The organism is Mesorhizobium album, assembly GCF_033977205.1.
GTDB lineage: Bacteria > Pseudomonadota > Alphaproteobacteria > Rhizobiales > Rhizobiaceae > Mesorhizobium > Mesorhizobium album.
In genome coordinates, this window is sequence record NZ_JAVIIW010000023.1 from 1 (window position 1) to 18,155 (window position 18,155).

Below are 18,155 nucleotides of genomic sequence, written 5' to 3' on the forward strand. Positions count from 1 at the left end.
CAGCGCTTCTTCGGCGTCACCGCGCCTTCCGTCCATCAGATGGTGCTCACCCTCGAGCGCGCCGGATTGATCCGCAAGCAACCGGGCCTCGCGCGCAGCATCGAACTGCTCATCGAACCCGACAGCCTACCCAGGCTACAACCCATCGAAACCGTCAAATCCTCTGTGCAGAGGTACCAGGGCGGAGCAAGGAGCGAAGCGACGCGCGCAGACCCTAGGATCCATGCCGTGACTTGTGAGCGTTGCGACGGTGCAGAATTCTGACAAGCCGCATTCCTCGGCCAGCGTCACGGCATGGATCCTCGGGTCAAGCCGGTCAACCCCGAGGATTGACGCGTTGGCGGAACTGGAGAACCAAGTCCTGAGAACCGTGATCCTTCGCGATCTCTCACCAAAGGAGACAGAAACATGAGCGCAACAATCAAGCTGGGCATCGTCGGCGGCGCGGGCTGGCTGGGCGGGGCCATTGCGGGCGCGGCTGTTTCGACTGGCGTGGTGCGGGCGGAAGACCTTACGCTGTCCTACAGGAGCGCCAAGCCCGACCGCTTCCCGGGAGCCTTCTGGACAGACGACAACCAGGCGCTCGCCGACCGCTCCGATGTCATCATCCTTTCGGTGCGGCCGCAGGACTGGCCGTCGCTCGAGCTCGACGCCAAGGGCAAGCTGGTCGTCTCGGTGATGGCCGGCATCCGGCTTGGCGAGATCGGCGAGAAGCACGACACGCGCCGTGTCGTGCGCACGCTGCCCAACGCGGCGGCCGAGGTCGCGAAATCCTACACGCCGTGGATCGCGAGCGGCGACGCCACCGCGGACGACCGGACCATCGTCCGCGCGATCTTCGATGCCTGCGGCGTCGAAGACGAGGTGGCGACCGAGCGCGACATCGACTATCTCACCGGCCTGACCGGATCGGGCCCCGCCTTCCCTGCCCTCCTGGCTAACGCAATGATGCGCGACGCGATTGCCTTCGGCCTGGCGCCGGATGTCGCGCGCCGCGCCGTCAACACGGTGCTGACCGGAACCGGCCGGCTACTGGAGCTCAAGGACACGTCGCCGGCCGACACGGTGGAAGCCTTCCTCGGCTATCGCGGCACCACCGCCGCCGCGATCGAGACGATGCGCGAGTCCGGCTTCGACGAGACCGTCGCCGAGGGGTTGGCCGCGGCGTTCCTGAAGTCGATCGCGATGGGCAAGGCGTGAGCGGCGCCGGGAAGCGCCGCCAAGTCACTGACTTGGCTTGTTACTGGGGTCGTCCGCCTTGTTGACGTAGGTGATCGCGAAGGGACCCTCACCGTGGACCTGGACGATGGTGCGGCTCGTCGTCCATGCGTAATGATTCATCTGCGCAGGCGCGACACCAAATCCGCCCCGAGTAAGGTGGATGCCCTTGGCCTTGTCGAGCTTGTCGCCCATTCCGATGTGAAAGTCGCCGGAGATCACCGTCACATATTCCGAGGTAGGATGGTTATGCGCCGCGATCGCGTAGTTCTTGGGCATGTCCAACCGGAGAACAAACATGCCCTGCTTCGAAGGGTCTCCCGCGATGACAGCGATTTTGGCGCCGGCGGGAAGGAAGGACGGCGCCGGACCCCATTTGATGGCGCCGGCATTCACCGGCGCCGGCATGTCTTCGGCCAGCAGCGGGCTCGAACTGACCAGCAAGAGCAGCATTGCGGCAGTGGATTTCAACATCTTGTCCTCCTTGGTTGTGCCCTGACACGGCAAGCGTGAGGGAATGCTGAAATTACCACGAATCCTGCGGCGTGGCGTTGGAGACTGCGTGGGTGCATTCGTGGAATCTACGGCTAATCTTTGAGACCGGATCTGTGTGCCTGGCGGCAACGATCCGGGAACTCGCGTTAGCGGGCGGCGGCCATCCGTCCGCCGATTCGAACCGTCGCTCAGGTGGGAGCGCTGCATTGAACCAAATGCATTCATCCTCAACAGCCTGCCCAGAAATTCTTGCAATATTGAGTAAAATTTGCCAAGCCTCGCGCTTAAATTGTATTAGGACATCCTTATTCTCCTCACGTTAAAGAATTGATCGCTGAAATATGATTTTTCTCTGTACTCTATGGCGAATCCTTGGAACGATAACCTGAATTACAAGTTGATCCGGCAGCGATCGGTTGAACACGTATCGACCGATTCAAGCAAGGCTTGCACCAAGAGGAGGGTTTGGTCCGATGACCACCATCGTCAACGCAGTAGGCGTTCCTCTTCCCTATAGTGGATCTTCCACTCACTGGTACTCGGCGGCAGGGGCCGGATCGGACATGTACGGCACCTCCGGAAACGACACCTTCTACGGAGCATCCGGTGTCAATGTCACCATGCACGGCGGCTACGGCGACGACATCTATTACCTCTATGCGGCGGGCAACAAGGTGGCGGAGGCCGGCAGCCAAGGCATCGACACGATCAGCACGTGGATGAACTACACACTCCCTGACAATGTCGAGAATCTCTTCGTCACCCACGCCAACAACTATGCTTTCGGAAATGGGTTGGACAACATCATCACCGCCAAGGCCGACCACCAGACGCTGGACGGCGGCAAGGGCAATGATGTTCTGATCGACGGCGGCGGCGGCTACGACACTTTCATCATCGCGAACGGCAACGGAAGCGACCTGATCGCCAATTTTGTCGCGACCGACACCGTCCGTCTCGATGGCTATGGGTTCATGTCGTTCGACGCCATCCACGCGAACATGATCCAGGCGGGACCGAACGTGATCTTGAATCTCGGAACCGGCGAGATCCTCGAGTTCAAGGATACGACCATCGACAAATTCCAGCCCAGCCAGTTCGAGTTGCCGATCAACAAGGTCGGAATGACGCTGTCCTTCAACGACGATTTCAATACGCTGAGCCTGCACAATAGCCAGGGCGGCACGTGGGACACCAATTTCTGGTGGGGCGCGCCGAACGGCAGCACCTTGACCCAGAACAACGAGCTGCAGTGGTATATCGACGCCAATTACGTTCCGACGAGCTCGGTCCACCCATTCAGCGTCAACAACGGCGTGCTCACCATCACTGCCGCGCAGACGCCGGCGGACATCAAGCCGCTGATCAACAATTACGAATACACGTCAGGACTCCTGACGACGCACGATACCTTCTCGCAGACCTACGGCTATTTCGAGATGCGGGCCGACCTGCCCGAGCACGCCGGCGCCTGGCCGGCCTTCTGGCTGCTGCCGGAAGACGGCTCATGGCCGCCGGAGCTGGACACGGTGGAAATGTATGGCCAGAACCCGAACTCGCTTCTGATGACCGCGCACTCGAACGCGACGGGAACGCACACCACGGTCTCGTCTACGGTGAACGTCATGGATACTGCAGGTTTCCACACCTACGGCGTGCTGTGGACGCCGGACAAGCTTATCTGGACCTATGACGGCGTGCAGGTCGCGGAAGCGGCGACACCGTCAGACATGAACAAGCCCATGTACATGCTGGTCGATCTTGCGATCGGCGGTCAGGCCGGCGCGCCGCCCGATCATCTCGCCACGCCGGCCCAGATGAAGATCGACTACATCCACGCCTATACGCTGGACGCTGTGCAGGCGAACCCCCTGATCATGACCAGCAGCACCAGCCCCAGCACCAGCAGCAGCAGCACCACCACCACGCACAGCATTGCCACGCACAGCTTCGCCGACAGCATGCTGCACCACGGTTCCGAGTTTGGGGGTCACTCGTAAGATTCTGGCGACCGGTTCGATGTCTCGGGATCATGCAGCGGCAGCGGAGATGACCGGGCCGTCGGGCCTGCGCGCGGTCTTCCTGCGCGCCATCGCCGATGTCGGCATCTTTTCGCTGCTGATCAACATTCTGCTTCTGGTGATCCCGCTCTACCTGCTGCAGGTCTATGACCGCGTGCTGCCCTCCTCCAGCGTCGAGACGCTTGTCTATTTGTCGGCCATCGCGGTGCTCGCGCTCGCCTTCCTCGGCTTGCTCGACGCGGTGCGCGCCATCTACACGCAGCGCGTCGCGGCCACCCTCGACAGGAAGGTTGGCGCGAGGACATTCGCCCTTTCGCTGGCGCCCAAATATGCCGGCGGCCTGTCGCCGCTGCGCGACCTCGCCTCGGTCTGCGCCTTCGTCAGGTCGCGCGGCGTGGCGGTGCTGTTCGACCTGCCCTTCGCTCCGGTCTTCCTCGCGCTCCTCTATCTCATCCATCCGGTGCTGTTCTGGGTGACGCTCGCCGGCACGGTGCTGCTCGCTGCGCTGGTCGCGGCCAACCAGCTCGCCATCGGCAGGAACGATGCGCTGTCCTCGGAACGCTCGGCGCTCGCCAGCCACGCCGAGCAGGTCTTTGCCCGCAATGCCGAAACGCTGCGCGCCATGGGCATGGTGGAGAACGCCGCGCGGGTCTGGGGACGGCATGTCGGGGCGGCGCTCACCCTCTATGACCGCTCATCGAGCGCCAATGCGATCTTCAGCGGCGCCTCGCGGACGCTGCGCATGATGCTGCAGCTCGCGATCCTTGGCGCCGGCGCCTGGCTGGTGCTTGAAGGGCAGATGACGGCCGGCATGATCTTCGCCTCCTCGCTGGTGTCGTCGCGCGCGCTGCAGCCGCTCGACCAGCTGATCGTCTCCTGGCGGCAGATCGTCGATGCCAGGCGCGCCTGGAAGCGGCTGGACAAGGCGCTTGCGGCACATCCGGCGGAAGCGCGGAAGCTGGCGCTGCCCGATCCGTCGGGCGCGATTTCGGTGCAGGACGTTTTCTTCATGGCGCCGAATGCCCAGCCCGGCACCGAACCCATCCTCAAGCGGCTGAACTTCGCGGTCCGCGCCGGCGAAGCCATAGCGATCGTCGGCCCGAGCGGGGCCGGCAAATCGACGCTGGCACGATTGCTCGTCGGTGCCGTGCAGCCGACCGGCGGCTCCGTCAGGATCGATGGCGCCGACCTTAGGACCTGGGACGAAAAACAGCTCGGAAAACATATCGGCTATCTGTCGCAGGAGGTGGAGCTCTTTCCCGGATCGATCGGCGACAATGTCGCCCGCTTCGACGCGCAGGCAGAGGATGCCGCGATCGTCGAGGCCGCTCGCTGCGCTGAGGCTCATGAGCTGATCCTCACGCTGCGCGACGGCTACCAGACGATGATCGGCCCCTCGGACAGGACGCTGTCGGGCGGCGAGCGCCAGAGGATCGGGCTGGCGCGCGCCTTCTACGGCAACCCGCGCATCCTCGTGCTCGACGAGCCCAGCTCCCATCTCGACGGCAGCGGCGAAACGGCGCTCGAAGCGGTGCTTGTGGCGGCGCGGGCGGCCGGCGTCACGACGATCGTGATCACGCATCGCCCGTCCATCGCAACGGCCTGCGATCGCGTGATGCTTTTGCGCGGCGGCGTCATCGAGGCCTTCGGCCCGAGCGCCGAGGTGCTGCGGCAGCCTGTGGTCAGCAAGGGCACTCCCGCGCAGCAGGGCACGGTAGTGACCGGGTCGTTCGTCCCGACGATCCGCACGCACGGCATCCGCTTCGGGTCCTAGACGATGACGACCGCGAGCCTTGCCTGGAATGGCCATCCGCGCACCGACATAAGGCGTGTCGCCCTCACCGGCTACGCGGCCGTAGCGCTGCTGATGGGCGGCTTCGGCTATTGGGCGGCCAGCGCGCCGCTCTCCGGCGCGGTGATCGCGCAAGGCACGATCTCGGCGACAGGCGGGAACATTCTTATCCAGCAGCCCGAAGGCGGCATCATCCAGCAGTTGCTGGTCCATGAAGGCGACCGCGTGCAGCAGGGTCAGGACCTGGTCATCCTCGACAAGACAGCCGCGCAAGCCGAGCTCAACCGGCTGACCAGACAGTCGATCGCGCTCAAGGCGAGCATGGCGCGGCTGGAGGCCGAACGCGACGGGCTGGACAGGCTGGCGCCGATCACCGAGGCGGCACCGGCGCCGTTCCAGCAGGATTTCCAGAATCTCATCCGCGAGCAGCAGAAGGAGTTCGATGCCAGGCTCGCCCGGTTCCGGTCGGAGCAATCGATCATGGCGCAGCGGGTCGCCATGCATCGCGAGTCGGTCGTGGGGCTGAATGCCCAGAAGCAGGCGATCCAGCAGCAGTCCGATGTCGTGAAGAAGGAGCTCGGCATCAAGACCGGCCTGCTCGACAAGGGTCTGACCAACCGCACCGAATATTCGCAGCTTCTGCGCAGTGAGGCCGACCTCGTCGGCCAGGCCGGCGCGCTGGAGGCAAATCTTGCCGCAGCCAACACGCAGATCGTCGAAGCCCAGGTGCAGATCGAGCGCCTGACGACGCAGCGCGTCGAAGAAGCGCTGACCAAGCTCGACGAGGTCCGCACCAACCTCGCCGACATCGAGGAGCAAATCGGGGCGGCCGAAGCTGTGCTTCGACGCACCACGATCAAGGCGCCGGCGGCGGGCATCGTGGTGTCTTCGACCTACAATTCGAAGGGCAGCGTGATTGCGCCGGGCGAGAAGATCATGGAGATCCTGCCCACGGCATCGGGCCTCAACGTCGATGCAAGGCTGCGGCCGAAGGACATCGACCAAGTGCGCGTCGGCCAGAAGGCGAAACTCAGGCTGTCGGCGCTCAACACGCGCCTGACGCCCGAAGTGTCGGCCACCGTGACGCAGATCTCCGCCGACCGGCTGGTCGATCAAACCACGCACGAACCCTATTTCCGCGCCAAGCTGAAGATCGCCGACGCCCTGCCGCCCGGCGTCAAGCCCGAGCAGCTCTATCCCGGAACGCCGGTCGAGGCCTTCATCAACACTGGCAACCGGACATTCTTCCAGTATCTCGCCCGGCCGATGATGGATTCCTTCGCGCGGGCATTCGCGGAGAGGTAGCAGCCGGCTCGACAGCCGCTGGCTGTAGCCGTTCCTGCGGACGCGCAACTCCGAGCCCGCTCAACCGGCGCGATAAAGAAGTACGGTAAAAGGAGATAGTCCCTAAGCCTTATTCGGTGCTTGGCCTGCCGAGAGTGCTTTTCTATCCTTCGTCTTTGGTGCGGCATCAGGCCGCCCGCGCGGCGTGCAGCACGGATTTACGGAGAATACAGTCGCGGCGACGGTCGCGCGGCCGGTGGGGTTCAGTGATGAATCATGTGCAGGGCACCCAGACAACATGCCTCCACCGTGACTTCACCTTTATTGAACGATGGTTTTTGCGTCTGCTTCATGGAATGCGAGGCAGGGGACGCGCCCTGTTGTGCCTCATTTCGTTATCCGTCGTTTTGCTGCTGGGATTCCCGGCAAAAAGTCAGTCGACGGCTGACGATAAACTTGCCCCGAGAGACACGATCGAACTACGCGTTTGGCACTGGACTGCGCTGCGCAACGGCGTTGTGGAGGGGTTGCAACTCAACCGAACCTTCAGCATCGACTCGACCGGCAAGCTTGATCTTCCAAACATCGGGAGCATTGCCGCCGCGGGCCTGCGAACTGACGAGTTGGCAAAGCTGATTGCCGATCGGCTGCAAGCCAGGAGCGGCCTGCCTGAGCGGCCGGATACGATCGTCCAACGCATACAGCAGCCGACCGTGGAAACGACGGGTTCGGTAGAGCCCACAGGCAATCAAACAACACCCGAACCGTCGGCCCTTGTCGCAGCCAACGGCAGTTCGTCACCCGCGGCTCCGGAACGCGCCGATATCGAGAAGGAACCGGGCGCGGCACAACCGAGCGGGCCTGCGCCCCCCACATCCGGAGAGCAGAAAGTCAGGGTACCACAGGCACCCGACCAATCTGCGCAAACATTGCCAGGGGAGCATGAGGAGGCGCTGCGTCGAGAATTGGCGGCATCACGAGCGGCGCTAGACGTTATGCAGCGCAACGCGGGCGACGCGAGCGCGCGGGCACGCGCAGCAGCTGACAGCGCGGCTAAGCAGGGAGAAGCGCTAAAAGAGCAACAGCGAGTAGCCGAAGCGCTGGCGCGCGATTTGCAAGCAGCGCGGCGCGTTATCGAAGGCTTGAAGGCCAAAGCCATCCTCTGGGACGGCGAGAAAACCGCTCTGCTTGGAGCGCAGCACTCCATGGAAGCCTCTCAGGCTGGTGCCAAGCGAGCGCTTGATGCGGAGCGGCACAGGGTTGAACTTCTGGAACAAGAACTCACCAAATCCCATCAAACCATCGACGCTCTTAAGACAGGCGCAAATCTGGCTGCGGTCGGGCGGGCCGACGCCATCAAGGGCCGACAGGTCGCCGAGGCCGCGTTGACGCAAGCTGGCGACGCACTCACGCAGGAGCGCGAACGAGCAGATTCCGCCATACGTGACCTCGACAGCGTGCGCAAGGAACGCGACGCCTCAAAGCAGGTCTCGATAGAGTTGAGTGCGGCTTTGGAGCAAGAGCGTGAAAGGGCTACCGGTCTAGCCCGCAGCCTCAGTGCCGCGCGTGGAACAACGGACATCGTCAAGGCTCATGGCGGGCGCCGCACCGTGGGCCTGAAGCGCGCGCCAAAAGTACGTATCCCTGCAAGTCCACTTGCAAGTGCGGCAGGACGCTCGGGGGCCCAACATGCACGCAAACCGGGATCCCCGGACAAACAGAGATCCAAGATCCAAAATCCGCCGCAACCTGATCCGATGGCGACTGAGATTATAGTTCTTCCCGCCGAGTTGCTCCCAACGCAACCACCGGAGCTCGACCCGAGCGAGTGAAGGGGGTGAGCCAAAGCCATGCCGCAGGAGGAGTTTGGCAATGAAGACGTACGCCGCAGCCGCGTTGACGATCGGGATCGCAATCGGGCCTGCCTCGGCTCTTGACGTAAGCGTAGGCGGCCAGGTCGGCGGTCTCGGGGTCGATGCTGGATTGAGCGCCGGTCCGCAAGGCGCCTCTGTGGGGGTGGGCACGAGCGCCGACGGTGTAGGCGCCGCAGGTGTCAGTACCAGCGGCAACCTAGGCGACGTAAGCGGAGGCGTGTCATCGACAGGCATCGGCGTGGGCGACGATCCTTCCGCCGAGAGCAGATCGGCAACCGCCCCCGAGAGCCCGGCCGCAGTCACGACAGCCACTGCTTTGGCCAAGACCACGAGACAAGCCATTATTCTGCCACGCGCCCTTAGGCCTTCCAAAGCAGCTAGCGGCGAGTTCCGGAGGGTCACCAAGGGGTATCCGTTTGGGTTTCTGGCCCCATTGAAAGCAAGACCCGGCACGCCAGCGGCTGTGGTGCGCGCCTGCCGCGCGGCGATCATGAGCGCAGCGATGCCCCATGGCGCTGTGCGTGTTTACGCGGCAAGCGCGGGTCCCTTGCGTCAACGTCGAGGCGGACTTACGGCGCCGATCGAGGTGCGCATAGCCTACAAAAGACGAGGCGGAATTGAAGTCCGGCAGGCGCGCGTCGGCTGTCGACTCGATACGGCGGGGATGGTCACCGCAGTGGTGATATAGCACCAAGCAACCCTGCACTATCAGCGGCGAGGCCGCGCACGGACCCTATTTCCGCGCCAAGCTGAAGATCGCCGACCCCCTGCCGCCCGGCGTGAAGGCGGAGCAACTTTATCCGGGAACGCCGGTCGAGGCGTTCATCAACACCGGCGACCGGACGTTCTCCAATATCTCGCCCGGCCGATGATGGATTCCTTCGCGCGGGCGTTTGCGGAGAGGTAGCAGTTCACGCTTCGGGCGGCCGATGCACGGCTAATACGTCGCGAATATTCTCTTCAGTTCGCGGTGGTCGTGCGTTCTTGCAAGGCCGAGGCCGAGCAGAATTCGCGCTTTCTGTGGCGTCAGGTTGTCCGCTGCAAATATCCCGATGGAGCGATGCCTAGTGCTGTCCAGCGCGCACCCGCTTCCGACGCGGGATGACTGCAAGGCCACCACGCCTTTCGAGATCACCTCCTCGAGTGCCGCTACTTCTGCCGGGGTGCCCATACCCGGCGCAAAGCCGGCAAGCACGATGCCTCTGGCACCGGCAGCCGCGAATGCGCGTATCGCCGTTCCGTCCGAGCCCGCGTAGCTGTAGGCTACATCGACGCGCGGCATCGCCGCGATGTCCGCGACCGAAAACTCACTGTCTAGTGTATGCAATCGTTCCGTTCGGCGATAATAGCAAACCATCTCGCCGTCCGCTTGACCGAGCATGCCGAAATCCGGGGACTGGAAGGCATGCAGGCGGAAAGTCGACCGCTTGCTCACGTCACGCGCTGCATGGATCTCGTCGTTCAGCACGACCAGAACGCCGCGGCCGATTGAATTGGGCGACACCGCAACCCTGATCGCGCTGACGAGGTTCGCCTGCGCGTCCGACGAAATGCCATTGAGCGGCCGCTGCGACCCGACGACAACCAAGGGAATTTTCAGCTTGAGGGTCAGCGAGAGGCAATAGGCGGTTTCCTCCAGCGTGGCGGTGCCGTGGCCGATAACGATGCCCGCGAGCTCTGGATTGTCTTCGGCGAGCTTGGTGCAAAGCGTCGCCAGATCCCGCCAATCGTCCGCGGTCACTGCCGTGCTCTCGACAGTCTTGAAGCGAACCGGTGTAACTCGCGCCAACCCGCCCAATGGCGGCAGCGCTGCGATGATGTCGTCGGCGTGGAGCCTGTGGTCGTTGTTTCCGTAATCCAGGATGTCGAATGCATCCTTGCCAATTGAGGCGATCGTGCCGCCGGTTCCGATGAATGCGACTTCGGGTACTGATATCATGTGCTGCCGGTCGTTCCATCGGAAGAGCCGCCTAGGGCACCCTGCTGCGCCAGGAGGCGATATTTCTGGATCACTGTTTGATAGCGCAAAGGATCAGCGAAAAGCGAGACCTCGAAGAGTTCCTCGGCCTCTTGCCGCGACAGAAGCGACATTTCTACCGCCGCATCCTTGACCGGCAGGCCCCGCTCGGCGGCAAAGTGCGCCACCGATCCGGCGTTCGGATAGTCGAAGACCGCCGCGATTGCCGTGGATAGTGCCAGCGACCCCTCTGCCGCCTTCCGGCATATCGCTTCGTTGGCCGTGAGCCCGGCGATGCACTTCGAAACAAGCAAAGGAATCGTCCGATCGAGCAGAATGATCGACTCCGTCACGACGTTCAGGATGATCGATTCCCAGACATTGAGGTCGAGTTCGCCCTCGCAGGCCCGGGTCACGGTGGCATCGTTGCCAAGGACGCGGAAATAGACCTGGATGGCCATCTCCGGAATGACCGGGTTGATCTTGCCGGGCATGATCGACGAGCCCGGCTGCACCGCCGGCAGCGTGATTTCGGAAAGGCCGGCGCGCGGACCCGATGACATCAGTCGCAAGTCAGCGCACATCTTCGCCATCGAAAGCGCCAGCGATTTAAGCGCGCCGGAGATCGATATCCATTGGTCGGCGTTCTGCAGTCCGTCGAAGAAGTTTTCGTCCGGCTCCAACGCAAGCCCGGTGATGCGGCTGAGCTCCGCGTAGATGGCCGCCTTGTAGCCGGCGAGCGCGCCGAATTCGGTGCCGACCGCAGTCGCGCCGAGAGGGAGGTTGAGACACTTCCTCTTCATCGCCTCCATCTCGCGCAGGGCGCGCTGAAAGCCATGCCGGTAGCCCGACAATTGCTGGCCGAACGTGATCGGCAGCGCATCCTGAAAGCAGGTCCGCGAGAGTTTTATCACACCGGCGAACTCGGTCTCCTTGGCGGCCAGCGCCTCAACAAGGATCGACACGGTGCCCTCGAGCTGCGCCAACAACCCATGCACGGCTAGCTTCATCGCCGACGGAATGACGTCGTTGGTTGATTGGCCCATGTTCACATGCGTGTTGGGATGCACCCGGTCATAGCCCTTGCGGCCGGTCAGAGCTTCGTTGGCGCGGTTCGCGAGAACCTCGTTGACGTTCATGTTGGCGGCAGTGCCGCCGCCGCCGTGATAGATGTCGACCGAGAACTGCGACGGCTCGAAGTTGTGCAAGCAATGGTCGCCGGCCGCGACGATTGCCTCTGCGATCTCCCCTGGTAGCCCGCCGGCCGCCAGATTGGCGAGCCCGGCGGCCTGCTTGATGCGAATGACGCTCTCGATGAAACCCGGAATGTCGGCGATGGTCTTGCCGGAGACGGAAAAATTCTCTTGCGCGCGGACCGTCTGGATTCCGTAGTAGTGAGCGTCGTCGATGCGCCGGCTACCCAACGCGTCGGTCTCGATGCGCTCGCCGGCGCTGTCCGCCGGCCGGGGCATAGTCTCTTTCATGTCGAAATGTCCTTGGCTCGGAGGGCGCTGCGTCAGAGAACCTTGTCCAGGAACTCTTTGGTTCGCGGATCCTGGGGATTAGCAAAGAAGGCCTTTGGCTCGCCTTGTTCGACGATCACGCCCTTGTCGGTAAAATAGATTCGGTTGGCCGCCTCGCGCGCAAACCGCATCTCGTGGGTCACCAGGATGCAGGTCATGCCGTCCTCGGCGACTTTCCTGACGGCACCTAGCACTTCCTTGACCATTTCGGGATCGAGCGCCGCCGTCACCTCGTCGAACAGGATCACTTGCGGCTGCATGCACAGCGCGCGGGCAATCGCTACGCGCTGCTGCTGTCCGCCCGACAGTTCGCCCGGATAGGAGAGCGCCTTTTCCGGAAGCCGCATCCCCACAAGAAGCTCGCGCGCTCGTTCCTCGACCTCCTTGCGCGGTTCTTTGAGTACCTGGATCGGCGCCATTGAGACGTTTTCCAGCACCGTCTTGTGAGGAAACAGATTGTACTGTTGGAACACCATGCCGACGCGATGCCGCAGTGCCACCTTGTCGACCTTGGGATCCGTCACCGCGATATCGCCGACCTGGATGACGCCTTGATCGACCGGTGTTAGTCCGTTGATAGTCCTGAGGATCGTCGACTTGCCTGAGCCGGACGGGCCAATGATGGCCGCCACCTCGCCCTTGGCGACGGTGAGATCGACGCCGCGCAATACCTCGAAGCTTCCGAACGCTTTGCGCACGCCCCTCAACGAGACCAGTGCGCGATCTTCTATCGCGGTTCGCATGAGAACTCCTCAGACGGTTCGGAAGCGCCGCTCGAGCGCGTTGCTGACGCGGGAAATCGGATAGGTGTAGAGGAAGAACATCATGAGCAAGGTGACGTACATCGGGATCAGGAAGCTGGCCTGCGCCTCGGACTGAACGGCCGCCTGCGTGCGGGCCAGCGCTTCCTCCACGCCGACGATCGAGGCCAGCGGCGTCGCCGTGATGAGCAGCGCGTAAAGGTTCATCCACGGCGGTAGCATGCGCGTGGTGCACTGCGGCAGGATTATGCGGAGTAGCGTGACGGACCTGGAATAGCCGAGTGCCTCGGCCGCCTCCCATTGTCCCTTCGGAACGGAGCCGATCGCACCGCGTACGATCTCGGAAAAGTTCGCCGCTACCGGCACGCTGAAACCAAGTGTGGCGCGCAGCCAGCTCGGCACGTTGTAGGTCGCGCTGGAAATCGTGATCGAATAGGGCATCAGGAAGATGCAGTAGAACAAGAGCACCAGCCAGGGTGCGTTGCGGAAGAGCTGCGTGGCGAGGCGCGAAACGCCGCCGACCACGCGGGTGTGCGAAACCTGGCCAAGCCCCAGAAACACCCCCGCCGTCGTGCCGAGCAGGATCGCGAGCACGCTCATCAGCACATTGAGCCCAAAGCCCCAGAGCACGAAGGGCAGCCAACGAAGAACATCGGTGAAGATCGAAGTCTCGGACATAGCGCGCTCTCGTCAGTTCGCGCCGAAGCCGGGCAGGCGCATCGCCGCCTGCACGCGGCCGATGATCCACACCACGATCCCCGTCAGCAGCAGGTAGATGGCCAGCATGACGTTCATCATCTCGAAGGTGTTGAGGGAGTCCGACCAGATCTGGTTGGACACGTAGAGCAGTTCCGCCACGCCGATCGCGTAAGCGACCGTGGTTGCCTTGGTGAGATCGACCAGATTGTTGGCGAGCGAGGCGAAGGAGAAGCGGAGTCCCAGCGGCGCCACGACATAGCGGAACGCCTTGAACCGCGAATAGCCGAGCGCCAGCGCCGCTTCCTCGTAAGACGCGTGTACGGCGCCGATGCCGGAGCGGAACGTCTCGACGTTGAAGGCGCCGGCGTAGAGCGACAGCGCGATTACGGCCCAGGTGAAGTTTCCAATCATCGGCACGGGTAGGCCGATGGCGTTATGTCCGACCGGCATCAGGCTGCCGACCGCGAAATAGAAGAAGTACATCTGCACCAGGAGCGGCGTGTTGCGGATGAGCGCCACGTAAGCGCGCACCAGCATCGCGGCTGGTCCCCTGGACAGGCCAAGCACCGCCGCGCCGATGGCGCCGATCAGGATGCTGAAGAAGGTGCAGAGGACGACCAGCGCGCAGGTGGTGGCCAGCCCCGACAGGAAACGCTCGAAATCGAAGGCGTCGTAGAGGATCGTCAGGTTGATGCCGGACGCTTTCAGGTCGAGCGCGAATTGACGGAACAGCTCGAGCATTGCTCGCTCCCGTGGGCATGGGCCCGGTTCCCGTCGAAGGAACCGGCGCGATCAGAACATGGCCGGACGCGGCTTCCGGCACGTCATTCGTGGCCTGGAGGACCTTTCGCTCACTGCGTAGCGAGGTGATCTTTCAGCGCCTCGTGCATCTTGCGCAGATAGGCGGACTCAGCGATGCCGTTGGCCTTTTCCAGTTCGAGAAGCTTTCCGGACCGGTGCCAGTTGGCGATAGCGCCGGCAACCAGCACGCCCCAAGGCTTGTCGAGATCGGCCTTGCGGACGGCAATGCCCCAGGGCGCGTCGTCCTGGGTCGGCAGCGGCATGTGATAGTCTGCCCATTTCGGATCGGCGAGCTGCACGTTGATCATATTGTCATCTGAGAGCACGCCGATGCAGCGGCCCTGCTGCAGGGCGCTCTCGACCTCCGCAGTGCCGGCAAAGGCCAGCAACTCGAGCTTGAACTTCTCCTGCGCGGGCTTGTTGTACCAGGCGCCCTGGATAGCGCAGATGGTCTGGCCGGCCATTTCATCCCACTTCGTCGCCTTCACTTTCTTCGGCAGCAGGATGTTGTAACCCGACGAATAGTAGTTCGGATGAACGAAGCCGACGACCTGGCGGCGTTCGGCCGTGTCGGTCGCCGACGCAATCATCAGGTCGATCTGCCCCTGGGCGAGGAATTCGAAGCGGTTGGCCGAGTTGACCTTGACGATCTCAACCTTGGCACCGAGGAGCTGGCCCAGCGCGTTGGCGAGATCCACTTCCATGCCGGCGAAGCTGCCATCCGCCGCCCGGTAGGACCATGGCTTGTAGTCGTCCTTCGTGCCGACCTTCAGCACCTTTGTCGCCTCGATCTTGCACAAGGTATCGTCGCCACAGTCGAGCGTCTCGGCGTGCGCGACGGCGGCGCCAAGCCCGAGGGCCAGCCCGAATGCGAAAGTCTTCAAAGCGTTCATCATCATCTCCGTCATTGAGTGTTCAATATCCCTCGCCTCCACGAAGCGACGGCTTCGCAGGCGCTTTTCTTTTTTGTCTGTTGTTTCTCGAAGGCCTCTTCCGGTTGCTGCCTTGGTCGTAGCCTTCACAGACATGAATGACGCCGCGGGCCGTTGGCCGCAATTGCTTTTCAGCGTAAGTAATCAGATTGATGAAAAGTATGATCTCGATTAATGATGGGAGGATTTCTGATGAAGGGCGGCATCGACCTCAGGATGCTTGAAATTGCCGCTGCGGCCATCGAAAGCGGCAGCATGAGCGCGGCCGGATCACGCCTCGGCCTGACCCAATCCGCAGTGTCGCAAGCCGTGCACCGCCTTGAGAAGGAGATCGGCGCCAAGCTTTTGCACCGCGAGCGTCGGCCGCTGGCTCCGACCCACGCGGGGAGCGTGCTGGCTGTCCAGGTCCAGGAGGTTGTTCAACGAGTTGGCCGGGCGGTCGACGCGGTGCGCTCGGCTGCGGCAATGCCTGAACGGCTGGACCTGCGGCTCGGTATGGTCGATTCCTTTGCCGGGACTATCGGCGCCTACCTCGTCAAGGAATTGGTCGACGGCGCGCTGGCGCTGCGGCTGACGGCATGGTCGGGGCTTGCCTATTCCCATACCGAGGCGCTGATGCGACACGCGATCGACGCGGCCGTCACGTCGGACCCGATGGAGGGCCTCGACGACATCGTGCGCTATCCGCTGTTTCGCGAACCCTATCTGCTGTTGGTTCCGAAGGAGCTCGGTTCCAAATGCCGGGACCACGACCTGCGCGAAATCCTTTCCCGCCATCATCTGATACGACTTAGTGCGCGCTCGCATAGCGGCTCGCATATCGAGCGGCATCTGCGCCGGCTTGGCCTGGAGCCGCCGCGCATGCTCGAGTTCGACACCTCCGACTCGCTGGTGGCCATGGTGGCGACCGGCGTCGGCGTTGCCATCACGACGCCGCTCTGCCTGCTCCAGGGCACTGCCTTTGTCGACGGCGTCGAGGTAATGCCGCTGCCGGGACCGGGATTTTCGCGCCAATTGACCTTCGTCACCCGCCGCGAAGAGTTTGTGACGCTCGGACCGCGCGTTGCGGAACTCGCCCGCAATATCGTCAGAGCTAGGGCATTGCCACGGTTTCTCAAGCTGGCTCCCTGGCTTGAACCCAAGATGGAATGGATGATGTTAAGCCCCGACAACATTGGCTGAATAGATCCGTTGCGGGTTGGTCGAAAGCCGCCCAGCACCGCCATGACCCAAAGAATCTTCGAGTCTGCCATCGAGGAGGGAATTCTTCGCCCAGCCGATGCTCGTTTCCTTCGCCCGGGCATTCACGGAAGCTCGGTGCGCAGGGACGGCGAAATCCTCCCCCGCGCCATGCGCGGCGAGCGCGGTATAGAAACTTGCCTAGGGCTAGGGTTCGTCCCTTGTGCACGCATCGGGGCGGTCGGCGTGACGGCCGGCGCCGGCCAGTCCCGCAGGCCAGGCAGGAGTCGATGGCGTAGCGGCGGAACTGGAGATGGTTGTGGCTCACCGCATTTGAAGCGAGGATCGCATAGTGGCGTTCGCGCCGCTCACGGAAGCATTATTTCGCCGCTTGATCAGCCAAGCGGCTGGGATGCCTGAGGTGGGTCGGCGTGATGCCGGTATGCTGACGGAAAACCCGGCTGAAATGCCCGGCATTGCCGAAGCCGCATCTGTAGGCGATTTCGCCGACTGCCAAGTCGCTGCCTTCCAGCAGCGACTTCGCGTAGTGCACCCTGAGCGCCAGATATGCCGCCATCGGGCTGATGCCGAGCTCGGTTCCGAAAAGACGCTCGAGCTGGCGCCGGGAGCAATTCAGGCGGCTTGCGATCTCGGTGACCGATATCTTTTCCTGGAGATTGCTTTCCATCAGCAGCAAGGCCCGCTTCACCGCGCGGCTCGACGCTTCGGGAAACAGGTCGCCGACGGGCTGCACGTCCCGGATGTTGCGGATGCGATCGAGCACGAGGATCTTGGCGGCCTTTTCCGCCGCCTTCTGGCCGATGAATTGCGACACGAAATAGCCGGCAAGGTCGGCCGCGCCCGTTCCTCCGGCGCATGTCGCGCGGCCACGGTCGACGGAAAACAGGCTGTCCGCATGCGCGTTCACGTCGGGAAACTCAGCGTGAAAATCCTTGATGTGGAACCAGCTCACGGCGGCGCTGTAGCCGTCCAGCAAGCCGTAGCGCGCCAGCACGAAGCTTCCCGTGCAAAGCGCGGTTATCGGCACGCCCTTCTCGGCGGCCCGCAAAAGGAAGGCCTCCTTTTCCGAACTCAAGCTGCGGTTGGTGTCGAGCAGGCCGCCGACCACGACGACGTTGTCGAAATCTTCCGGATTGCCGATCGCCTTCGTCGGCAGCAATTCGACGCCGCAGCTCGCCCTGATCGGCAGGCCGCGCTCGCCGACGATCTGCCAGTCGAATTCCACCCTGCGACTGCGGTCGCCCTCATCGCCCGCCAGACGCAGCGTGTCGATGAATAGCGACAGCGGCGACAGGGTGAAATCGCGCACCAGGAGAAACGCAAACTTCTTGGCCATTCTTTTCGGGACCGCCGTATCTCAAGCTCATTCAGCAAGGACACTATCCTGGACCACCGGTCGAGGCGTTTTTCAAAAGCGGCGCCGGATTTTCTTTGAATGCCGTGTATTGCCGCACCTCTGAGCGATAGGCTCGTCAAAGGCGCTCCGCCGGCGCCTCAGACACAATTCAGAAACACTTCAGAAAAACTCCAGAAATCGTTCGAGCGTAGAATTGACGGGAGAGGGTCGATCATCGGCTGCAGCACTGCGGCACCTTGTT

14 protein-coding genes and 1 pseudogene are annotated in these 18,155 nt (G+C 62.8%); 7 read left to right on the forward strand and 8 right to left on the reverse strand.

Going from position 1 to position 18,155, the window contains the following annotated elements:
* Positions 1–264 (forward strand): annotated as a pseudogene (locus RFN28_RS19515) (hypothetical protein); the annotation flags it as partial.
* Between the two features lie 144 nt (positions 265–408).
* A complete protein-coding gene (locus RFN28_RS19520; protein WP_320288952.1) occupies positions 409–1,200 on the forward strand; it encodes a pyrroline-5-carboxylate reductase family protein in 792 nt (263 codons plus the stop codon).
* Between the two features lie 24 nt (positions 1,201–1,224).
* Here the strand turns inward: RFN28_RS19520 and RFN28_RS19525 are convergent, their stop codons facing one another.
* Positions 1,225–1,671, reverse strand: coding sequence for a cupin domain-containing protein (locus RFN28_RS19525; protein ID WP_320288953.1), 447 nt, complete (start codon positions 1,669–1,671; stop codon positions 1,225–1,227).
* Positions 1,672–2,186: 515 nt separating this feature from the next.
* On the opposite strand from RFN28_RS19525, the gene eglC reads away from it, so the two are divergent.
* From eglC to RFN28_RS19545, 4 genes are all read left to right on the forward strand, one after another.
* Complete coding sequence (eglC, locus tag RFN28_RS19530; RefSeq protein WP_320288954.1) at positions 2,187–3,713, forward strand: endo-1,3-1,4-beta-glycanase EglC; 1,527 nt, start codon at positions 2,187–2,189, stop codon at positions 3,711–3,713.
* A 49-nt stretch (positions 3,714–3,762) separates the two neighbouring features.
* Complete coding sequence (locus RFN28_RS19535) at positions 3,763–5,508, forward strand: type I secretion system permease/ATPase (protein ID WP_320288955.1); 1,746 nt, start codon at positions 3,763–3,765, stop codon at positions 5,506–5,508.
* Between the two features lie 3 nt (positions 5,509–5,511).
* Positions 5,512–6,831, forward strand: a complete 1,320-nt coding sequence (locus RFN28_RS19540; protein WP_320288956.1) for an HlyD family type I secretion periplasmic adaptor subunit — start codon at positions 5,512–5,514, stop codon at positions 6,829–6,831.
* Between the two features lie 248 nt (positions 6,832–7,079).
* The gene (locus RFN28_RS19545) at positions 7,080–8,642 is read left to right on the forward strand and encodes a polysaccharide biosynthesis/export family protein (RefSeq protein ID WP_320288957.1); all 1,563 of its coding nucleotides are present in this window, start codon (positions 7,080–7,082) and stop codon (positions 8,640–8,642) included.
* A gap of 979 nt (positions 8,643–9,621) precedes the next feature.
* Here the strand turns inward: RFN28_RS19545 and RFN28_RS19550 are convergent.
* The 6 genes from RFN28_RS19550 to RFN28_RS19575 all read right to left on the reverse strand — a co-directional run bounded on the left by RFN28_RS19550 (position 9,622) and on the right by RFN28_RS19575 (position 15,318).
* Positions 9,622–10,623 (reverse strand): asparaginase, encoded by a 1,002-nt coding sequence (locus tag RFN28_RS19550; protein WP_320288958.1) that lies wholly within the window; start codon positions 10,621–10,623, stop codon positions 9,622–9,624.
* The gene (locus tag RFN28_RS19555) at positions 10,620–12,125 is read right to left on the reverse strand and encodes an aspartate ammonia-lyase (RefSeq protein WP_320288959.1); all 1,506 of its coding nucleotides are present in this window, start codon (positions 12,123–12,125) and stop codon (positions 10,620–10,622) included. The genes RFN28_RS19550 and RFN28_RS19555 overlap by 4 nt, the downstream gene beginning before the upstream one ends.
* Before the next feature lie 32 nt (positions 12,126–12,157).
* Entirely contained in the window at positions 12,158–12,907 is a 750-nt protein-coding gene (locus RFN28_RS19560) for an amino acid ABC transporter ATP-binding protein (protein ID WP_320288960.1), read from the reverse strand.
* A gap of 9 nt (positions 12,908–12,916) precedes the next feature.
* Positions 12,917–13,603 carry an amino acid ABC transporter permease gene (locus tag RFN28_RS19565; RefSeq protein ID WP_320288961.1) on the reverse strand — a complete coding sequence of 229 codons (687 nt, stop codon included), beginning with the start codon at positions 13,601–13,603 and terminating at the stop codon, positions 12,917–12,919.
* A 12-nt stretch (positions 13,604–13,615) separates the two neighbouring features.
* Positions 13,616–14,365 (reverse strand): amino acid ABC transporter permease, encoded by a 750-nt coding sequence (locus tag RFN28_RS19570; protein ID WP_320288962.1) that lies wholly within the window; start codon positions 14,363–14,365, stop codon positions 13,616–13,618.
* Between the two features lie 110 nt (positions 14,366–14,475).
* Entirely contained in the window at positions 14,476–15,318 is an 843-nt protein-coding gene (locus tag RFN28_RS19575; RefSeq protein WP_320288963.1) for a transporter substrate-binding domain-containing protein, read from the reverse strand.
* Positions 15,319–15,549: 231 nt separating this feature from the next.
* On the opposite strand from RFN28_RS19575, the gene RFN28_RS19580 reads away from it, so the two are divergent.
* Complete coding sequence (locus RFN28_RS19580; RefSeq protein ID WP_320288964.1) at positions 15,550–16,539, forward strand: LysR family transcriptional regulator; 990 nt, start codon at positions 15,550–15,552, stop codon at positions 16,537–16,539.
* A 376-nt stretch (positions 16,540–16,915) separates the two neighbouring features.
* Here RFN28_RS19580 and RFN28_RS19585 read toward each other — a convergent pair whose 3' ends face one another.
* The gene (locus tag RFN28_RS19585; RefSeq protein ID WP_320288965.1) at positions 16,916–17,893 is read right to left on the reverse strand and encodes a GlxA family transcriptional regulator; all 978 of its coding nucleotides are present in this window, start codon (positions 17,891–17,893) and stop codon (positions 16,916–16,918) included.
* Positions 17,894–18,155 lie beyond the last annotated feature (262 nt).

Excerpts from the sequence above, each read along its gene's own strand:
- RFN28_RS19520 (WP_320288952.1), top strand. The coding sequence starts at position 409 with ATGAGCGCAACAATCAAGCTGGGCATCGTCGGCGGCGCGGGCTGGCTG.
- RFN28_RS19525 (WP_320288953.1), bottom strand. The coding sequence starts at position 1,671 with ATGCTGCTCTTGCTGGTCAGTTCGAGCCCGCTGCTGGCCGAAGACATG.
- eglC (WP_320288954.1), top strand. The coding sequence starts at position 2,187 with ATGACCACCATCGTCAACGCAGTAGGCGTTCCTCTTCCCTATAGTGGA.
- RFN28_RS19535 (WP_320288955.1), top strand. The coding sequence starts at position 3,763 with ATGACCGGGCCGTCGGGCCTGCGCGCGGTCTTCCTGCGCGCCATCGCC.
- RFN28_RS19540 (WP_320288956.1), top strand. The coding sequence starts at position 5,512 with ATGACGACCGCGAGCCTTGCCTGGAATGGCCATCCGCGCACCGACATA.
- RFN28_RS19545 (WP_320288957.1), top strand. The coding sequence starts at position 7,080 with ATGAATCATGTGCAGGGCACCCAGACAACATGCCTCCACCGTGACTTC.
- RFN28_RS19550 (WP_320288958.1), bottom strand. The coding sequence starts at position 10,623 with ATGATATCAGTACCCGAAGTCGCATTCATCGGAACCGGCGGCACGATC.
- RFN28_RS19555 (WP_320288959.1), bottom strand. The coding sequence starts at position 12,125 with ATGAAAGAGACTATGCCCCGGCCGGCGGACAGCGCCGGCGAGCGCATC.
- RFN28_RS19560 (WP_320288960.1), bottom strand. The coding sequence starts at position 12,907 with ATGCGAACCGCGATAGAAGATCGCGCACTGGTCTCGTTGAGGGGCGTG.
- RFN28_RS19565 (WP_320288961.1), bottom strand. The coding sequence starts at position 13,603 with ATGTCCGAGACTTCGATCTTCACCGATGTTCTTCGTTGGCTGCCCTTC.
- RFN28_RS19570 (WP_320288962.1), bottom strand. The coding sequence starts at position 14,365 with ATGCTCGAGCTGTTCCGTCAATTCGCGCTCGACCTGAAAGCGTCCGGC.
- RFN28_RS19575 (WP_320288963.1), bottom strand. The coding sequence starts at position 15,318 with ATGAACGCTTTGAAGACTTTCGCATTCGGGCTGGCCCTCGGGCTTGGC.
- RFN28_RS19580 (WP_320288964.1), top strand. The coding sequence starts at position 15,550 with ATGAAGGGCGGCATCGACCTCAGGATGCTTGAAATTGCCGCTGCGGCC.
- RFN28_RS19585 (WP_320288965.1), bottom strand. The coding sequence starts at position 17,893 with ATGGCCAAGAAGTTTGCGTTTCTCCTGGTGCGCGATTTCACCCTGTCG.